At 62.7% G+C, this 17309-nt stretch carries 16 protein-coding genes; 10 read left to right on the forward strand and 6 right to left on the reverse strand.

What is annotated here, in order from left to right:
* Nucleotides 1-8 precede the first annotated feature (8 nt).
* From whiA to PJL15_RS04790, 7 genes are all read left to right on the forward strand, one after another.
* On the forward strand, nucleotides 9-989 hold the full coding sequence (whiA, locus tag PJL15_RS04760) for a DNA-binding protein WhiA (RefSeq protein ID WP_018777554.1): 981 nt from the start codon (nucleotides 9-11) through the stop codon (nucleotides 987-989).
* A 175-nt stretch (nucleotides 990-1164) separates the two neighbouring features.
* On the forward strand, nucleotides 1165-1788 hold the full coding sequence (locus PJL15_RS04765) for a superoxide dismutase (protein ID WP_189018155.1): 624 nt from the start codon (nucleotides 1165-1167) through the stop codon (nucleotides 1786-1788).
* A gap of 273 nt (nucleotides 1789-2061) precedes the next feature.
* Entirely contained in the window at nucleotides 2062-3072 is a 1011-nt protein-coding gene (gene gap / locus PJL15_RS04770) for a type I glyceraldehyde-3-phosphate dehydrogenase (protein ID WP_024821016.1), read from the forward strand.
* Nucleotides 3073-3081: 9 nt separating this feature from the next.
* Nucleotides 3082-4308: a phosphoglycerate kinase gene (locus PJL15_RS04775; RefSeq protein WP_281450062.1), complete on the forward strand. Its 1227-nt coding sequence runs from the start codon at nucleotides 3082-3084 to the stop codon at nucleotides 4306-4308.
* Between the two features lie 77 nt (nucleotides 4309-4385).
* Nucleotides 4386-5201, forward strand: a complete 816-nt coding sequence (tpiA, locus tag PJL15_RS04780; RefSeq protein WP_281450063.1) for a triose-phosphate isomerase — start codon at nucleotides 4386-4388, stop codon at nucleotides 5199-5201.
* A 36-nt stretch (nucleotides 5202-5237) separates the two neighbouring features.
* Nucleotides 5238-5495, forward strand: a complete 258-nt coding sequence (secG, locus tag PJL15_RS04785; protein WP_018777559.1) for a preprotein translocase subunit SecG — start codon at nucleotides 5238-5240, stop codon at nucleotides 5493-5495.
* Between the two features lie 168 nt (nucleotides 5496-5663).
* Nucleotides 5664-6059, forward strand: coding sequence for an RNA polymerase-binding protein RbpA (locus PJL15_RS04790; RefSeq protein WP_281450064.1), 396 nt, complete (start codon nucleotides 5664-5666; stop codon nucleotides 6057-6059).
* Here PJL15_RS04790 and pgl read toward each other — a convergent pair.
* The 6 genes from pgl to tkt are packed head-to-tail and all read right to left on the reverse strand — an operon-like array spanning nucleotide 6012 to nucleotide 14244.
* Nucleotides 6012-6830 (reverse strand): 6-phosphogluconolactonase, encoded by an 819-nt coding sequence (gene pgl, locus PJL15_RS04795; protein ID WP_281450065.1) that lies wholly within the window; start codon nucleotides 6828-6830, stop codon nucleotides 6012-6014. The genes PJL15_RS04790 and pgl overlap by 48 nt on opposite strands.
* The gene (locus PJL15_RS04800) at nucleotides 6820-7761 is read right to left on the reverse strand and encodes a glucose-6-phosphate dehydrogenase assembly protein OpcA (RefSeq protein ID WP_281450066.1); all 942 of its coding nucleotides are present in this window, start codon (nucleotides 7759-7761) and stop codon (nucleotides 6820-6822) included. Before PJL15_RS04800 ends, pgl begins: the two co-directional genes overlap by 11 nt.
* Nucleotides 7758-9314, reverse strand: coding sequence for a glucose-6-phosphate dehydrogenase (gene zwf / locus PJL15_RS04805; protein WP_281450067.1), 1557 nt, complete (start codon nucleotides 9312-9314; stop codon nucleotides 7758-7760). Before zwf ends, PJL15_RS04800 begins: the two co-directional genes overlap by 4 nt.
* 15 nt (nucleotides 9315-9329) lie before the next feature.
* Nucleotides 9330-10961 (reverse strand): glucose-6-phosphate isomerase, encoded by a 1632-nt coding sequence (locus tag PJL15_RS04810; protein WP_281450068.1) that lies wholly within the window; start codon nucleotides 10959-10961, stop codon nucleotides 9330-9332.
* Between the two features lie 6 nt (nucleotides 10962-10967).
* Nucleotides 10968-12086, reverse strand: coding sequence for a transaldolase (gene tal, locus PJL15_RS04815; RefSeq protein WP_281450069.1), 1119 nt, complete (start codon nucleotides 12084-12086; stop codon nucleotides 10968-10970).
* A 31-nt stretch (nucleotides 12087-12117) separates the two neighbouring features.
* The gene (tkt, locus tag PJL15_RS04820) at nucleotides 12118-14244 is read right to left on the reverse strand and encodes a transketolase (RefSeq protein WP_281450070.1); all 2127 of its coding nucleotides are present in this window, start codon (nucleotides 14242-14244) and stop codon (nucleotides 12118-12120) included.
* 428 nt (nucleotides 14245-14672) lie between these two features.
* On the opposite strand from tkt, the gene PJL15_RS04825 reads away from it, so the two are divergent.
* From PJL15_RS04825 to PJL15_RS04835, 3 genes are all read left to right on the forward strand, one after another.
* Nucleotides 14673-15635 (forward strand): heme o synthase, encoded by a 963-nt coding sequence (locus PJL15_RS04825; protein WP_281450071.1) that lies wholly within the window; start codon nucleotides 14673-14675, stop codon nucleotides 15633-15635.
* 386 nt (nucleotides 15636-16021) lie between these two features.
* Nucleotides 16022-16402 (forward strand): peptidase inhibitor family I36 protein, encoded by a 381-nt coding sequence (locus tag PJL15_RS04830; protein WP_281450072.1) that lies wholly within the window; start codon nucleotides 16022-16024, stop codon nucleotides 16400-16402.
* Nucleotides 16403-16601: 199 nt separating this feature from the next.
* Nucleotides 16602-17306, forward strand: a complete 705-nt coding sequence (locus tag PJL15_RS04835; protein WP_281450073.1) for a hypothetical protein — start codon at nucleotides 16602-16604, stop codon at nucleotides 17304-17306.
* Nucleotides 17307-17309: the final 3 nt, after the last annotated feature.

Consider the following 17309-nt stretch of genomic DNA (forward strand, 5'->3'; position numbering starts at 1 on the left):
AATACGCGATGGCACTTACTGCGTCGGTCAAGGACGAACTGTCCCGGCTGGACATCAAGAAATCTTCGGTTCGCAAGGCAGAAGTCTCTGCCATGCTCCGTTTTGCGGGCGGACTACACATCATCTCCGGCCGCATCGTCATTGAGGCCGAAGTCGACCTCGCCTCCACCGCACGGCGCCTGCGTGCCGCAATCGCCGAGGTCTACGGCCACCAGAGCGAAATCATCGTGGTTTCCGGGGGCGGTTTGCGCCGCGGCAGCCGCTACGTCGTACGGGTAGTGCGCGATGGCGAAGCGTTGGCGCGCCAGACAGGACTGCTCGATGGCCGCGGGCGTCCGGTCCGGGGACTTCCATCTGTTGTGGTCAACGGTTCCGCCGCTGACGCCGAGGCTGTGTGGCGCGGAGCCTTCCTCGCCCACGGTTCCCTCACCGAACCCGGGCGCTCGTCCTCGCTTGAGGTGACTTGCCCTGGCCCGGAGTCTGCGCTGGCCCTGGTTGGCGCCGCCCGCCGCCTTGGTATCCAGGCGAAGGCACGCGAGGTCCGCGGCGTGGACAGGGTGGTAATCCGGGATGGCGACACCATTGCTGCCCTTCTCACCAGGATGGGTGCCCATGATGCGCTGATGGTCTGGGAAGAACGACGCATGCGGAAGGAAGTCCGGGCTACCGCCAACCGGCTGGCCAACTTTGATGACGCCAACCTGCGCCGTTCGGCCCAGGCAGCGGTGGCAGCCGGCGCCAGGGTGGACCGGGCCCTGGAGATTCTGGGCGACGACGTTCCGGACCACCTCAAGTACGCGGGGGAACTCCGCGTGGCCCATAAGCAGGCCAGCCTTGACGAACTGGGCAGGCTCGCGGACCCTCCAATGACCAAAGACGCCATTGCGGGCCGTATCCGACGCCTGTTGGCCATGGCAGACAAGCGCGCCCTGGACCTCGGAATTCCGGGGACTGAGGCAAATGTGACTCCCGAAATGATGGACGAGTAGTAAGCACCCATAGAATCGGGAAAGCGAGGAGGAAATACTGCGAGGCAACTGCTGGTTGATTCCGGTGGAGGCAGGAGCAGGCTTCTTCCCCAAGGGTTTCCGGTTGGTCCGCCGGCCGGATGAACATAACGAGAGTTACCAAACCGGACGTTAGTCCATTACATTGGAGGATTTCGTGACAGAGTACGTTCTGCCCGAGCTCGGCTACGACTACGCAGCACTTGAGCCGCACATTTCGGCGAAGATCATGGAGCTGCACCACAGCAAGCACCACGCTGCCTACGTTGCAGGCGCCAACAACGCCCTCGCCCAGCTCGCCGAAGCCCGCGACAAGGGTGACTTCGCCAACATCAACCGCCTCTCCAAGGACCTCGCGTTCCACACCGGCGGACACATCAACCACTCCGTGTTCTGGAACAACATCTCCCCGGACGGCGGCGACAAGCCCGAGGGTGAGCTGGCTGCTGCCATCGACGACGCTTTCGGCTCGTTCGATGCTTTCCGTGCACAGTTCACCGCTGCCGCGCTGGGCCTGCAGGGTTCCGGCTGGGCCTTCCTTGCCTACGAGCCCATCGGTGGAAACCTGCTCATCGAACAGCTCTACGATCAGCAGGGCAACGTAGCCGTTGGCACCACCCCGCTGCTCATGCTGGATATGTGGGAGCACGCCTTCTACCTGGACTACGTCAACGTCAAGGCTGACTACGTCAAGGCATTCTGGAACATCGCCAACTGGGCCGACGTCGCCAAGCGCTTCGAGGCCGCCCGCACCAACGCCACGGGCCTCATCGTCCTGTAGCTGGTGTGAGTCCCGGTTCACGCCGATGTAACAAAAGTCACTTTTGGCGTGAATTGGGGCCAAATGCTGAAAAGCCTGCCTCCGCAGTTGCGGGGGCAGGCTTAGTTAAACGTAAGATGGATCACGGAAGGCGGTTAGCCTTCAGCAACGTGGCTGGTCGCCCTCCGATCTGATAATCACCTCTGCCCAACGACGTGCGGGGTCTGTTAGTTGGAAATATTTGATCCGACTCACTAGGCGTGCTTGCAAGAGCACCAAGGAGATTGACACATAGTGACCACCCGTATTGGTATCAACGGCTTCGGCCGCATCGGCCGTAACTACTTCCGCGCAGCACTGGCCCAGGGCGCAGACCTCGAGATCGTTGCAGTCAACGACCTCACCAGCCCTGAAACCCTCGCCCACCTCCTGAAGTACGACTCCGTCGGTGGACGCCTCGCCCAGACCGTGGAAGTTGTCGATGGAAACCTGGTAGTCGACGGCAAGTCCATCAAGGTCCTTGCCGAGCGCGATCCCGCCAACCTGCCCTGGGGCGAGCTGGGCGTGGACATCGTCATCGAGTCCACCGGCTTCTTCACCAAGGCCGCAGCCGCACAGAAGCACATTGATGCCGGCGCCAAGAAGGTCCTCATCTCGGCACCTGCCAGCGACGAAGACATCACCATCGTCATGGGCGTCAACCACGAGCTCTACGATCCCGCAGCGCACAACATCATCTCCAACGCCTCCTGCACCACCAACTGCCTTGGCCCGCTGGCCAAGGTAGTCAACGACGCCTTTGGCATCGAGCGTGGCCTCATGACCACGGTCCACGCCTACACGGCAGACCAGAACCTCCAGGACGGCCCCCACGGCGACCTCCGCCGCGCCCGCGCTGCTGCCATCAACATGGTCCCCACCTCCACCGGTGCAGCCAAGGCAATTGGCCTGGTCCTGCCGGAGCTCAAGGGCAAGCTCGACGGCTACGCCATCCGCGTTCCCGTCCCCACCGGTTCCGCCACGGACCTCACGGTCACCGTTTCCCGCGAAGTCACCGTTGAGGAAGTCAATGCAGCCGTCAAGGCCGCAGCCGAGTCCGAGCAGTGGGCCGGCATCCTTTCCTACACGGACGCACCGATCGTTTCCTCGGACATCGTCGGGGACCCGGCGTCGTCGATCTTCGACTCCGGCCTGACCAAGGTCATCGGCAACCAGGTTAAGGTTGTTTCCTGGTATGACAACGAGTGGGGCTACTCCAACCGCCTCGTAGACCTCACGGAGCTCGTCGCATCCAAGCTGGGCTAGGGTAGACACATGACATCTCACACCCTCAACGAACTCATCGCTGAAGGTGTCCGCGGGCGGTACATTCTGGTCAGAAGTGACCTGAATGTGCCGCTCGACGGCTCTACAGTGACCGACGACGGCCGCATCAAGGCCTCCCTCCCGGTCCTCAAGAAGCTCTCGGACGCCGGTGCCCGTGTGCTCGTGACAGCCCACCTCGGACGCCCCAAGGGCGCTCCGGAAGACAAGTACTCGCTGAAGCCCGCTGTGGACCGCCTTGCGGAACTGGCGGACTTCAAGGTCCAGCTCGCTGCGGACACCGTCGGAGGCTCCGCCAAGGAGCACGCCGCTGCCCTGCAGGACGGTGAAGTGCTCGTTCTGGAGAACGTCCGCTTTGATGCCCGCGAAACCAGCAAGGATGACGCCGAACGCGGCGCCTTCGCCGATGAGCTGGTTGCCCTCACGGGAAGCAATGGAGCGTATGTGGACGACGCCTTTGGTGCCGTCCACCGCAAGCACGCCAGTGTCTACGACGTCGCCACGCGGCTGCCGTCGTACCTCGGCGACCTCGTACACACCGAGGTTGAAGTCCTGCGGAAGCTGACCACGGACACCCAACGGCCATACGTCGTAGTCCTCGGCGGTTCCAAGGTTTCGGACAAGCTTGCAGTCATCGACAACCTGCTGGGCAAGGCTGACACCATCCTCGTAGGTGGTGGCATGCTCTTCACCTTCCTTGCAGCCGCAGGGCACAAGGTGGCCGGAAGCCTCCTTGAAGAAGACCAAATTCCGGTTGTCCAGGATTACCTTAAGCGTGCAGCCGACGCCGGCACGTCTTTCGTGATTCCCACGGACGTCGTAGTCGCCAGCCGCTTCGCAGCGGATGCCGAGCATGAGGTCGTCAAGGCAGATGCCATTGAGGAGAGCGCCTTCGGCGCTTCCGGCATTGGCCTGGACATCGGCCCGGAGTCAGCATCTGCTTTCGCCGCGCAGATCGAGGGCGCCAAGACAGTCTTCTGGAACGGCCCCATGGGCGTTTTTGAATTCGAAGCGTTCGCCAGTGGCACCCGGGCCATCGCCCAGGCATTGACGGACACCGTGGCCTTCACTGTGGTTGGTGGTGGCGATTCCGCTGCCGCCGTACGCACCCTCGGGTTCGAGGATTCGCAGTTCGGCCACATCTCCACCGGTGGTGGCGCCAGCCTGGAATACCTTGAAGGCAAGGAACTTCCCGGCTTGAGCGTCCTGGACCGCTAAAGCAGCAAACCGGCCGGCAGGACGCCACTGCGTCCTGCCGGCCGTTCCACATCCCAACGCATTCTTTTGGAGTACATGTGACTACCTCCGCCAACGGCAACTTTGTCCGGAAGCCCTTCATCGCCGGTAACTGGAAGATGAACATGGACCACGTGCAAGGCATCACCTTGCTGCAGAAGCTCGCGTGGACCCTGTCCGACGCGAAGCACGACTACAGCCGTGTCGAGGTCGCAGTCTTCCCGCCTTTCACCGACCTCCGCGGTGTCCAGACGCTTGTCCAGGGCGACGAACTCGACGTCGTTTACGGCGGACAGGATCTTTCGCAGTTTGATTCCGGCGCCTACACCGGAGACATCTCGGGCCAGTTCCTCAACAAGCTGGGATGCTCCTACGTCCTGGTTGGACACAGCGAGCGTAGGACCATCCACAACGAATCAGACGAGGTCCTGAACGCCAAGGTCAAGGCAGCTTTCCGTCATGACCTAACTCCTGTTCTCTGCGTGGGCGAGGGCCTCGAAATCCGCCAGGCCGGCACCCACGTGCAGCACACACTTACCCAGCTGCGTGCCGGTGTTGAGGGACTGACTGCCGAACAGGCCGCTGAACTTGTCGTAGCCTATGAGCCCGTGTGGGCCATCGGAACGGGCGAGGTAGCCGGCCCGGAGGATGCCCAGGAAATGTGCGCCGCCATCCGCGCCGAACTCGCTGTGCTCTTCGATGACGCCGTCGCGGCCAAGACACGCCTGCTGTACGGGGGCTCCGTCAAGGCCAACAATGCCGCTGCCATCATGGCCGAAAGCGACGTTGACGGACTCCTTGTGGGTGGCGCCAGCCTGGACCCCGCTGAATTTGCTAACATTGTCAGGTTCGAGAGCCACCTCGTCACGGACTAGTCCGGCTCCCGTTTTCCGCTTCTTCGAAAGGCCGTCGTGGACGTTCTTCAAGTCATCCTGCAGATCCTGCTGGCCATCACCAGCCTTCTGCTGACGCTGCTCATTCTCCTGCACAAGGGACGTGGTGGCGGTTTGTCCGACATGTTCGGTGGCGGAATGAGCTCGGGATTGAGTTCCTCGGGCGTGGCAGAGCGCAACCTGAACCGCTTCACCATCATTCTTGGTGTCACATGGGGCGTCGTCATCATCGGGTTGGGACTCATCATGCGCTTCACTTCCGGCGGCGACTCCTAGTCGACGTCGGGCGGGGAGGTTCCCATAGGGGAGCCTCCCCATTTTTTGTGTACGGACAGGCACCGAACTACCAGTGCCGCCGTCGGGCCCCTCGCATTAGACTGACCCTGTTGGCTTTAAGGCCAGCGGGCCGTGACGGCCGACCACCGAGTCGCTAGGGGTTCGAAAATGGTTCATGGCACGCCAGGTTATCGGGGCACCCGCGTGGGTGTGGTCCAGGGATCCGGACCTGGAAATCACAGCGACCACGGCCAAGGCGAACAATTGCCGCGTATTCGCGTTCCCTATTGGTGTGCAAAGGGACACGAAACGCGGCTTGTTTTTCTTAAGCTGCCGGACGAACAGATTCCCCGGACGTGGGACTGCCCCAAATGCGGAATGCCCGCGTCGCGCGATCCCGAGAGCCCTGCTGCGGCAAGGCCTGATGATGAGCTCTTCAAATCCCATCTTGATTACGTTAAAGAAAGACGCTCCAGCCAGGACGCTGAAGTGGTCCTGGCTGGAGCGTTGGAGCGGTTACGCGCCCGCGGGATCCTTTCGGACCAGCTGCTGGGGGACACGTGAGGCCGCGTTTTCGTCGATAAGCCACAGGGTCCTGGCGCGGCCTGCCGGGCCGGCTGCGGGAACCTGGACCGGATTGGCTCCGGCCAAAGCCAGGCCTACGGCGCCGGCCTTGTCTTCGCCTGCCACTACCATCCAGATCTCCTGGGCAGTGTTGATGGCGGGCAGCGTCAGGGAAATGCGCGACGGCGGGGGCTTGGGCGAATTTTCGACACCCACCACGGTGCGGCTCTTCTCGCGGATACCGCCTTGCTCCGGAAAGAGCGAGGCAATGTGCGCATCAGGTCCTACTCCGAGGAGCAGGACGTCGAACCGCGGGAGGTTGCCGGGTTGTTCAGGCCTGTCATCAGACATGTCCGCGGCGTGTTCTGCCTCCGCGGCAGCCCTGAGTTCTTCCTCGTAGGCCGTTGCTGCCTCGGCCGCCGTGGCGAATTGATCCGTTGACCCCGGCTCGTGGACCCGCGCCGGGTCTACGTTCAAGTGCGACAACAGTGCTTGGTGGGCTTGGCGCGTGTTCCTGTCATCGCTGTCAGCGGCAACGAACCGTTCGTCACCCCACCAGAAGTTGACCCTCGACCAATCCACGGCGGGAGCCGCGGCAGAGTCGGCCACGGCCTTCAGTGTGCCGATGCCCACCGTGCCGCCTGTGAGGACCACCGTGGCCTCGCCGTGCTTGTCCTGGACATCCACTAGTTTGGTGATGAGACGGGCCGCGATGGCGGCCATCAACACCTTTGAGTCGGGGTGGATGCTTACTCTTGGCTCAGCGTGCACTGGTCTGGACTCTCCTCTGGCTGGTAAGTGGAAGTCCCATCGTAATCACTTCTCCAAAGACTTCGTCCGGATCCAACCGCCGGAGTTCCTCGGCGAGGCAATCCTTGAGGCTTCGGCGGGGAAGAGTGATACGCTGCGCCGGCTGGCCCGGCTGTGTCAGCTCCGCCACGGACAGCCCCGGGCGGAACAGCTGGACGTCACCGCTGGCGCGGGTCAGCCTGACACGGCGGATGCCGGTGCCTGCAGGGTCCGCGACGATGGTCACGGGCGCCTGCAGCGCCAAGCTCAACCAGGCGGCCAGCAAAAGGGTGCTGGGGGAGTCCGAAGCGCCTTCTACTGCCACGGCTGAAACAGGATCTCCGTCCACTTGGTCAAAGACTGCAGCAAGCTGCATGCGCCAGTTGGTCAGGCGGGTCCATGCGAGGTCGGTGTCGCCGGCCTTGTACGTGGCCCGGATGTTCTCCAGTGCAAGGCGGGGATCGGGCTCGTTGGCCGAGTCCGTGATGCGACGGTGGGCGATGCGGCCGATCGAGGTTTCGCAAGCGCTCTCCGGGGCGCCGTGCGGCCACCAGGCAACGATCGGCGCGTCCGGCAGGAGGAGGGCGGCCACCAGGGATTCGCTTTCGTGGGCCATGTGGCCGTGACCGCGAAGCACGATGACCTCAGACGCGCCGGCGTCGCCACCAACACGGATCTGGGCGTCGAGGCGGTCGGGGCCTTCAGCGCCGGCATCGGCAAGGACAATGATCCGGCACGGGTGTTCCCGGCTGGCTTCATTGGCCGCTTCGATGGCTTCCTCTTCCTGGCCCGACTTGGTCACCACCACAAGGGTCAGCACCCGGCCCAGGGCAATCACGCCGCCCTGTTCGCGCAGCGACATGATCTTCTTGGAGATCTTGGAGGTAGTGGTATCGGGAAGATCTACGATCATGGCCTTCTCCAGGTTCGTCCGTCACGGGCAAGAAGCGCATCGGCGGATGCCGGTCCCCAGCTGCCTGGTGCGTAAGGTTGCGGTTGCTCATCCAGCCCGGCCCAGTAGTCCTCGAACGGGTCCAGGATCTTCCAGGACAGTTCCACTTCCTGGTGCCGCGGGAAGAGCGGCGGCTCGCCCAGGAGCACGTCCAGGATGAGTCGTTCGTAGGCTTCAGGGCTGGACTCGGTGAAGGAGTGCCCGTAGCCGAAGTCCATGGTCACGTCGCGGACTTCCATCTGCGTCCCGGGGACTTTGGAACCGAAACGGATCGTGGCACCCTCATCGGGCTGGACACGGATCACCACGGCGTTCTGCCCGAAATCGTCCTCTCCGTGGTCACGGAAGAGCAGGTTCGGCGCGCGCTTGAATACCACCGCGATCTCGGTGACGCGCCGGCCCAGGCGCTTTCCGGCACGCAGGTAGAACGGAACTCCGTTCCAGCGGCGGGTGTTGATGTCCACGCGAATGGCAGCGTAGGTCTCGGTCTTGGAATCGGCGGGGATACCGTCCTCGTCCAAATAGCCAAGGACCTCCTCGCCGCCTTGCCAACCACCAGTGAACTGGCCCCGCGCCGAGTGGGTGGAGAGGTCCTCAGGCAACTTGACCGCAGCCAGGACCTTTTCCTTCTCAGCACGCAGGTCGTCCGCATTGAACGAAATCGGCTCTTCCATGGCCGTCAGCGCCAGAAGCTGCAGCAAGTGGTTCTGGATGACGTCGCGGGCTGCACCCACGCCGTCGTAATAGCCGGCGCGACCCCCGGTGCCGATGTCTTCGGCCATGGTGATCTGTACGTGGTCAACGTAGTTGGCGTTCCAGAGGGGCTCGAACAACTGGTTTGCGAAGCGAAGGGCCAGGATGTTCTGGACCGTCTCTTTACCCAGATAGTGGTCAATCCTGAAGACGGCATCGGGCGGGAAGACGGACTCAACAATGTCATTGAGCTGGCGTGCGGATTCAAGGTCATGCCCGAAGGGCTTCTCGATCACCACGCGGCGCCACTGACCGGGTTGCGCCTGCGCCAGGCCGTGCTTGGACAGCTGCCGGCAAACCTGTTCGAAGGCCTTCGGCGGGATGGACAGGTAGAAACCGTGGTTTCCCCGGGTGCCGCGGGTCTCGTCCAATTCGTCCAGGACGTCGCCGAGACGCTCGAAGGCGTCGTCGTCGTCGAACTCACCTTGGACAAACCGGATGCCGGAAGCGAGCTGCTCCCAGACCGCTTCGTCGAACTTGGTGCGAGCGTGGGCCTTGACGTTTTCCTTGACCTCTGCCGCGAAGTCGGCGTTGTCCCATTCGCGGCGCCCGAAACCGACCAGCGCAAAGCTCGGCGGCAGCAGGCCACGGTTGGCCAGGTCATAGACCGCAGGCATGAGTTTCTTACGGGCGAGGTCGCCGGTGACTCCGAAGAACACCAAGGACGACGGCCCGGCAATGCGGTTCAGGCGGCGGTCCCGCGGATCCCGCAAGGGGTTCCGCAGGCCGCCGTTCTTCCTGCCGTTTTCAGTTTCTGGCATGTTTGTCTGTGTGCCTTAGCTTTCGAGTGTGCTGGCCTGGGCGGCCAACGCAGCGACGACTTCCTGAAGCTGGGCTACGCCCGCTGCCCGCTCGGTGAGGTGCAGGCGCAGCACGGGGCGGCCGTGGCCTTCAAGGACCTGGGCGTCACCGGACGCCTGGGCGGCGATGAGCTGCCCGAAGGTGAACGGGCGCTCAGGAATCTCAAGGTCCGTGGACGATGCCGCAGTAATCTGCAGGAACACGCCAATGGCGGGTCCGCCCTTGTGGAACTGTCCTGTGGAGTGCAGGAACCGCGGACCCCAACCGAAGGTCACCGGACGCCCGCTGACAGCTGCGAGTTCGTCGCGAATCCCTTCAAGCGGGGCGTGCGAGATGCGGTCAAGGTAAGCCTGGACGCTCAAGTAACCGTCCGGGCCAAGCTGGCCCAGCAGGGCCTGGACGGCGCCGGCTACCGAGTCAGCGGAGCCGAGCCAGTCACCGCCGCGAACTTCCACTACGCCATCGGTGAAGGCCGCCGGCGTGGGCTCAGGACGGGCGTCCAGCAAGCCGCGCGCAGCCACCTTGGCGGCCTCGACGTCGGGCTGGTCGAACGGGTTGATGCCCAGCAGGCGACCCGCAACTGCGGTAGCGAATTCCCAAACGAACATCTGGGAAGGCAGCCCACCGGCGATGGCCACTTCGTTTTCGCGAAGTTCGACGTCGGAATCAGCGCCTACCAGCCGAACCACCAGGACGTCGTCGGCTCCGTTAAGCGCCTCAGGCGAATCCGGGCCGGCAACGACCGGAAGAACGCCGGTGCCAAGCTTGCCCGTGGACTCTGCGATGAGCTGCTCGGCCCAATCGGCGAAGCCAACAATTCCCGAGCCGTCCTCGGCGATGACGATCTTGTTGCGCAGGGGGCTGGTACCACCAAGGGCAATGCCAAGGGCCAGGCCGATGTTGTCAGAGGAGTCCTCGTTGAGGATTTCAGCGGCCTCTTCTGCTTCGTCCAGGAAAGCCTGGATGTCCACGCCGGCGAGTCCACAGGGGACCAATCCGAAAGCGGTGAGCGCAGAGAAACGTCCACCCACGTTGGGATCGGCGTTGAACACTGCGCGGTAACCGGCTTCCCGGGACGCCTTGTCCAAGGGTGACCCCGGGTCCGTAACAATGATGATGCGGCTCTTGGCATCAATACCGGCGTCGTTGAACGCCTTCTCGAAAACCCGGCGCTGCGAGTCGGTCTCCACAGTGGAACCGGACTTGGAGGAAACGACGATGGCCGTTTCCGCCAGCCGGTCGCTCAGGGCAGCACTGACCTGTTCAGGGTCGGTGCTGTCCAGCACAGTCAGCTCGACGCCGGCGGTACCGGCAATAACCTCAGGTGCCAAGGACGACCCACCCATGCCGCAAAGGACAATGCGTGAAACGCCTTCGGCCCGGAGGGCATCGCGAAGTTCCAGGATGCCCTCAACCAAGGGCTGGGACACCGTGGCGGCCTCGACCCAGCCGAGGCGGATCGCGGACTCGGATTCCGCGTCAGGGCCCCACAGCGTGTGGTCCTTGGCGAAAATCCGCGTGGCGACCTTCTCTTCGACCAAGCCGTCAATGTGCTTTGCGATGGCCTGCTGGGCAGCACCGCTGGCGTCGTAGCTGATTGTGCTCATAGTGGGTTAGGAAGCCTTCCGTGCGGTGGCGAGGGCGCCTTCGACGTCGGCGAGGAGTTCCTTCCAGGATCCGACGAATTTCTCGAGGCCTTCGGTTTCGAGGAGGGCGACGACGTCGTTGTAGGAGACGCCGAGTGCTTCGAGGGCGTTGAGGGTTTCGTTGGCTTCGTCGTAGGTGCCGGTGATGGTGTCTCCGGTGACAACGCCGTGGTCGAAGGTCGCGTCGAGGGTTTTCTCGGGCATGGTGTTAACCACGCCTGCTGCGACGAGCTCGGTGACGTACAGGGTGTCCGGGTAAGCGGGGTCCTTCACGCCGGTTGAGGCCCAGAGCGGGCGCTGGGGGAGGGCGCCGGCTTCGGCCAGCACTGCCCAGCGTTCGGTGGAGAAGAGCTCTTCGTAGACCTGGTAGGCCAGGCGTGCGTTCGCGACGCCGGCCTTACCCTTGAGTGCCTTTGCTTCGTCGGTGCCGATCGCGTCAAGGCGCTTGTCGATCTCGGTGTCCACGCGGGAAACGAAGAACGAGGCCACGGAGTGGATCTTGGAGAGGTCGTGGCCGTTGTCCTTGGCCTGCTCCAGACCGGTCTGGAAGGCGTTGATGACCGCGCGGTAGCGCTCCAGGGAGAAGATCAGGGTCACGTTGACGCTGATGCCCTCGGCCAGGGTCGCGGTGATGGCTTCGAGGCCTTCGAGGGTTGCCGGGATCTTGATGTGGACGTTGTCCTTGTTGACCTTCGCGTAGAGGTTCTTGGCCTCGGCGATGGTGCCCTCGGTGTCCCAGGCAAGGCGGGGGTCCACCTCGATGGAAACGCGGCCGTCCACACCGTTGGTCGCCGCGGCGACGGGTGCGAACAGATCGCAGGCGTCAGCGACGTCGGTGGTGGTGATTTCGAAGATGGTCTCTTCAACACTTGCCCCGGCCGCGGCCTTGGCTGCGATGGTGGCGTCATAGTCCGTGCCTGCCGTAATGGCGGCGTGGAAGATCGACGGGTTGGTGGTCACACCAACGACGTTCTTTTCCTCGATGAGCTTCTGCAGCGTCCCTGTTTCCAGGCGGGTGCGGGAAAGGTCGTCGAGCCAGATCGAAACACCGGCGTCGGAAAGCTGCTGTGTGGGAGTTGTAGACATGTGATTTCTCCTGTTGTGAGGTATCAGGCGCTTACGCGGTGGCGTCTGCGAGGGAGTCCTTGGCGGCGGCCGCGACGGCTTCGGCTGTGATGCCGAATTCGTTGAAGAGCCGCTTGTAGTCAGCCGAAGCGCCGAAGTGTTCCAGGGAAATGGAGCGGCCGGCGTCGCCGACGAATTCGCGCCATCCCAGCGCCAGGCCGGCTTCAACCGAAACGCGGGCCTTCACGGAGGCCGGGAGGACGGATTCGCGGTAGGCCTCGTCCTGCTTGTTGAACCATTCAACACACGGCATGGACACAACGCGGGCAGCGATGCCTTCAGCCTGGAGGGCTTCGCGGGCCTGGACGGCGAGTTGGACTTCGGAGCCGGTGCCGATCAGGATGACCTGCGCGTCAACGGTTTCGCCGTCCTTGGAGGCCTCGGCCAGGACGTAGCCGCCCTTGGCCACACCAGCGGTGGAACCGAACGTGTCCCCGGTGGCTTCGCCTTCGCCGCGGGCGTAGGTGGGGATGTTCTGGCGGGTCAACACAATACCGGCGGGGTTCTGGTGGTTCTCCAGCATGGCCTTCCACGCGGCGGAGACTTCATTCGCGTCACCGGGACGGACGACGTCCAGGCCCGGGATCGCACGCAACGAGGCGAGCTGCTCGACCGGCTGGTGGGTGGGACCGTCTTCGCCCAGGCCGATGGAGTCGTGCGTCCACACGTACAGGGACGGGACACCCATCAACGCGCCGAGGCGGATGGCCGGGCGCTGGTAATCGGAGAAGATCAGAAACGTACCGGAGAACGCACGGGTACGGCCGTGCAGGGAAATACCGTTCACGATCGACGCCGCAGCGTGCTCACGGATACCGAAGTGCAGCACACGCCCGTACGGGTTGCCCTTCCACGCGTCCGTTGAACGCGAGACCGGGATGAACGAGGGCGAGTCTTCGATCGTGGTGTTGTTCGACTCCGCAAGGTCAGCCGAACCGCCCCACAACTCCGGAAGGACCGGGCCGATGGCGTTCAGGACCTTGCCCGAAGCCGCACGGGTGGAGACGTCCTTGCCCGCTTCGAACACCGGAAGGGCAGCATCGATGCCCACGGGGAGCTTCTTGGCTTCAACACGCTCCAGCAGGGCTGCGGCGTCCGGGTTGGCGGACTGCCAGGCCTCGAACGAGGACTGCCACGCAGCACGGGACTCGGCACCGCGGTCCAGGACCTTGCGGGCGTGCGCCAGGACCTCTTCGTCGACGTCGAAGGACTTGGCCGGATCGAAACCAAGCACGCTCTTCAACGCGGCGACTTCCTCAGCACCCAGGGCCGAGCCGTGGATCTTGCCCGTGTTCTGCTTCTTCGGGGCCGGGTAACCAATGATGGTCCGCAGCGAAATGATGGACGGCTTGTTGGTCTCAGCCTTCGCAGCCTGCAGGGCCGAGTAGAGTTCCTGGACGTCTTCGACGTAGTCGCCGGTCTTGGTCCAGTCAACGCGCTGGGTGTGCCAGCCGTACGCCTCGTAGCGCTTCAGGACGTCCTCGGTGAACGCGATGTCGGTGTCATCTTCAATGGAGATGTGGTTCTCGTCGTAAATCACGACGAGGTTGCCCAGTTCCTGGTGGCCTGCCAGCGAGGACGCCTCGGACGTCACGCCTTCCTGCAGGTCGCCGTCGGAGGCGATGACCCAGATGGTGTGGTCGAAAGGCGATTCGCCCGCGGGAGCATCGGCGTCGAACAATCCACGCTGGCGACGCTGCGAGTAAGCGAACCCAACAGCCGACGCCAGGCCCTGGCCCAGCGGGCCGGTAGTGATCTCCACACCCGCGGTGTGCTTGTACTCAGGGTGGCCCGGGGTCAACGAACCCCAAGTACGCAGAGCCTCAAGGTCCTTCAACTCCAGGCCATAACCGGAAAGGAACAACTGGATGTAAAGGGTCAACGACGTGTGACCGGGGGACAGGACGAACCGGTCACGGCCCAACCAATCCGGGTTCTTCGGATCGTGACGCATCAGCTTCTGGAACAGCAAGTATGCTGCCGGAGCCAAGCTCATCGCCGTACCGGGGTGGCCATTGCCGACCTTCTCCACGGCATCAGCAGCCAACACGCGAACCGTGTCAACAGCCTTCTTGTCCAGATCGGTCCATGACAGTTCTTGCTCTTCCAAATGTGGCACGAAAACCGAGCCCCTCTCTGTGCTGACGGCAGGCGTACGGACACGGCACGCAGGAAGCACAGGATGGCGCCCGCTGCAATGTGTCTACCAGCCGTTCACCATTGAAACGTTGATCTCTCATCCAGACCCACGGATATCCGAGAATACGGTTTCCCGGATGATCAACGTGTGCTGTTCTGGTCAACAGCTTAGCCCCAAACGTGTCGTGGAACTCAGGGAATCCCACTAACTGGACAGAAATTCCCTTATATGAATCACGATTGCCTCCGGGCGCAGTGAAGATTCTGAAACATTGACGTATTTTTCGGACATCGGGCCACTTCCGGCCACGGTATGATATTTGGAGGCCACCAGCGTTTCATGCGCCCGCGTTTGCTTTCGACAACCGGGACGGCATCCGCTGCGAGAACCCCAGAGCATAGAACAGAGTGACTGCCGCCGTGAGCACAACTGATACGCCCGTCAACGCTTCCCCGGCCCGGGGAAGCATCGGAACTTCCCGTAAGTTAAAGGCGTATCTGGCACTGACCAAACCCCGAGTGATCGAACTGCTCCTGGTCAGCACCCTGCCCACCATGATTTTCGCCCAGCGCGGCTTCCCCTCCATCGGCCTGATCCTTGCGACCCTCGTAGGCGGCGCGTTCGCAGCCGGCAGCGCGGGGGTCTTTAACTGCTACATCGACCGCGACATCGACAAACTGATGCACCGTACCGAGAAGCGGCCCCTGGTAACGGGCGAAGTGACCCCGCGCGAGGCGCTGGTCTTCGCCTGGGTCCTGGGCGCAGCGTCGATCGCCATTCTGTGGTTCGGCGCAAACCCCCTTTCGGCGTGGCTCGGCCTTGGAGCCATCGTTTTCTACGTGGTCATCTACACCATGATCCTGAAGCGCCGTACCGCCCAGAACATCGTTTGGGGCGGCGCCGCGGGCTGCTTCCCCGTCCTTATCGCGTGGGCAGCTGTGACCAACACGGTTGAATGGCCGGCCATTGTCCTGTTCATGGTCATCTTCCTGTGGACGCCGCCGCACTACTGGCCGCTGTCCATGCGCTACGGCGAGGACTACCGCAACGCCAACGTACCCATGCTTGGAGCCATCGCTGGCGCCAAGGTGGTTTCCGTGCAGGTTGTCCTCTACGCCTGGGCCATGGTTGCCTGCTCCTTGCTGATGATCCCCGTGGGAGGGGCCGGCTGGGTCTACACCATCATCGCTGTGGCAGCCGGGGCTTGGTTCCTCTACGAAAGCCACGCCCTCTACAAGCGTGCGCAAGGCGGCGACGTCTCCAACAAGGGCGCCATGAAGGTCTTCCATGGTTCCATCAGCTACCTGACGCTGCTCTTCATCGCGCTGGCAGTGGATCCGTTCATCGGTTCACCCATCATCGGCGGCTAAGTCCACCACTCAATCCGGCAGGACGCCTTGACGACGTCGGCACTCACCTGGGTGCCGGCGTCGTTCCGTTTCCCGCGCCCCCGACGCTCGCTCACATCCCCACCCCTTCACCCAAACGCTCGCTCACATCCCCACCCCTTCCACCCGACGCTCTCTCACATCCCCACCCCTTCACCCAAACGCTCGCTCACATCCCCACAAAGGTCGAACGACGGTGAGCACCTAGACGGTGGACAGACACTACCTATTTTTGGCGATCTGACCACTCAAATTTGATGGAATCACCACCTAGATGAGCCTATTCGCGACTAGGTGCCCCTTCGGGAGGCCTAACGTTCGTTGTGGAACAACGTTGTTCCGGTCCAACTCAAACATTGGGGAAAATCATGAAAGCTGCACTTCGAACAGCTGGTGTTTTGGCAGTAGCGTCAGCCTCGGTCCTGACGGGAGTGAGCGCAGCTCAAGCCGCTCCTGCCTGCTCCACGGCCCGGGTGTGCTTGTACGACGATTATTGGTTTACGGGAACCAATCGCACCTACGGCTGGGTGACGTCGTACGTCGGCGACTCGGCAAATGACAAGGCGAGTTCCTTGGTAGTTGGACCGCCCTCAGACTGGGCGTCTCCCTACGTGTACTTCTATCGGGATGCTAACTACGACGGCCACGCCATCATCTTCCGTGGCGGCAACGCAATGAATGACCTGCGTGGGAGTGCCATGGTCCCCGGCGTGAATTGGGATGACGAAATCTCAAGTGTTTGGGGCTGAGTTCTTGAAGACCCGAGGTCTGGCTGCGGGCTTTGCTGTCATCGTCACGGTCCTGGTTATGTGGGGGACAGCTTGTTCAGTACCAACAGCCCCGCCGCCAGACCCCGGCCCCGATGGCAGACTGCCGGTCGTCGACCGTTCTGACGGAGCGGGGGCAAGGGCCTCTCTCAATGAGGCCACCGGCGAAGTCATCCTTCCCATGAGCAGCTATTGGTACTCGGATCGAGAGAATGTCATCGTCAACACGGCGGTCGCCTTCCTTATCTACGATTGCGTCGAAGATGCCGGTTTCGCCGCGTCTCCCCGAGGTGGCGACGGTAAGGCACTTCAGGACCGCAGCTACGGTCAGTGGTCCCGATCCATTGCCGCGAGGAACGGTTCCAGCCCGGAGATCCGCAAAATCCCAGGTGTGCTGGACGCACAGCCCGAGCGATCACCCGTCACTGCACGACAACAGGAGGCGGAATTAGGATGCTACAGCTCAGTTGGGCGGGCGGGTTTTCCGGAGCTCCTCCAAGGATTGGCTGGAGATCAGTCCGTTCAGAACCGGATAGTTCAAACTTCCCTGGCCTTGACTGATCGAGATCCCGAGTACCTGTCATATCGGCGTTCATGGGAAGAGTGCGTGGCGGCCAAAGGACTAAAGCTTTCGAGCCCGAATTCATGGTCTTTCAACGGCGGAGGGTCCAAAGAGGAGGAAATCCGTATGGCATTACTTGACCTTGACTGCAAAGACGCCAGCGGGGGAGCGGGAAAGCCCTATGACATTCTCGCCCAGTACGAGGCCGCGCAAATGAAAGACCATCAGGCCGAGCTCAATGAAGTCGCCAGCCAGAAGGCTGCATCCGTCGAACGGGCCAAACAGGTGTTGAGGGATCACGGCGTGGCCGATGCCAGGCTCTGACAC

It is taken from the genome of Paenarthrobacter nitroguajacolicus (assembly GCF_029952445.1).
Lineage (GTDB): Bacteria > Actinomycetota > Actinomycetes > Actinomycetales > Micrococcaceae > Arthrobacter > Arthrobacter nitroguajacolicus_B.

Excerpts from the sequence above, each read along its gene's own strand:
- PJL15_RS04830 (WP_281450072.1), top strand. The coding sequence starts at position 16,022 with ATGAAAGCTGCACTTCGAACAGCTGGTGTTTTGGCAGTAGCGTCAGCC.
- PJL15_RS04835 (WP_281450073.1), top strand. The coding sequence starts at position 16,602 with ATGAGCAGCTATTGGTACTCGGATCGAGAGAATGTCATCGTCAACACG.
- PJL15_RS04800 (WP_281450066.1), bottom strand. The coding sequence starts at position 7,761 with ATGATCGTAGATCTTCCCGATACCACTACCTCCAAGATCTCCAAGAAG.
- PJL15_RS04810 (WP_281450068.1), bottom strand. The coding sequence starts at position 10,961 with ATGAGCACAATCAGCTACGACGCCAGCGGTGCTGCCCAGCAGGCCATC.
- tal (WP_281450069.1), bottom strand. The coding sequence starts at position 12,086 with ATGTCTACAACTCCCACACAGCAGCTTTCCGACGCCGGTGTTTCGATC.
- whiA (WP_018777554.1), top strand. The coding sequence starts at position 9 with ATGGCACTTACTGCGTCGGTCAAGGACGAACTGTCCCGGCTGGACATC.
- zwf (WP_281450067.1), bottom strand. The coding sequence starts at position 9,314 with ATGCCAGAAACTGAAAACGGCAGGAAGAACGGCGGCCTGCGGAACCCC.
- PJL15_RS04775 (WP_281450062.1), top strand. The coding sequence starts at position 3,082 with ATGACATCTCACACCCTCAACGAACTCATCGCTGAAGGTGTCCGCGGG.
- PJL15_RS04790 (WP_281450064.1), top strand. The coding sequence starts at position 5,664 with ATGGTTCATGGCACGCCAGGTTATCGGGGCACCCGCGTGGGTGTGGTC.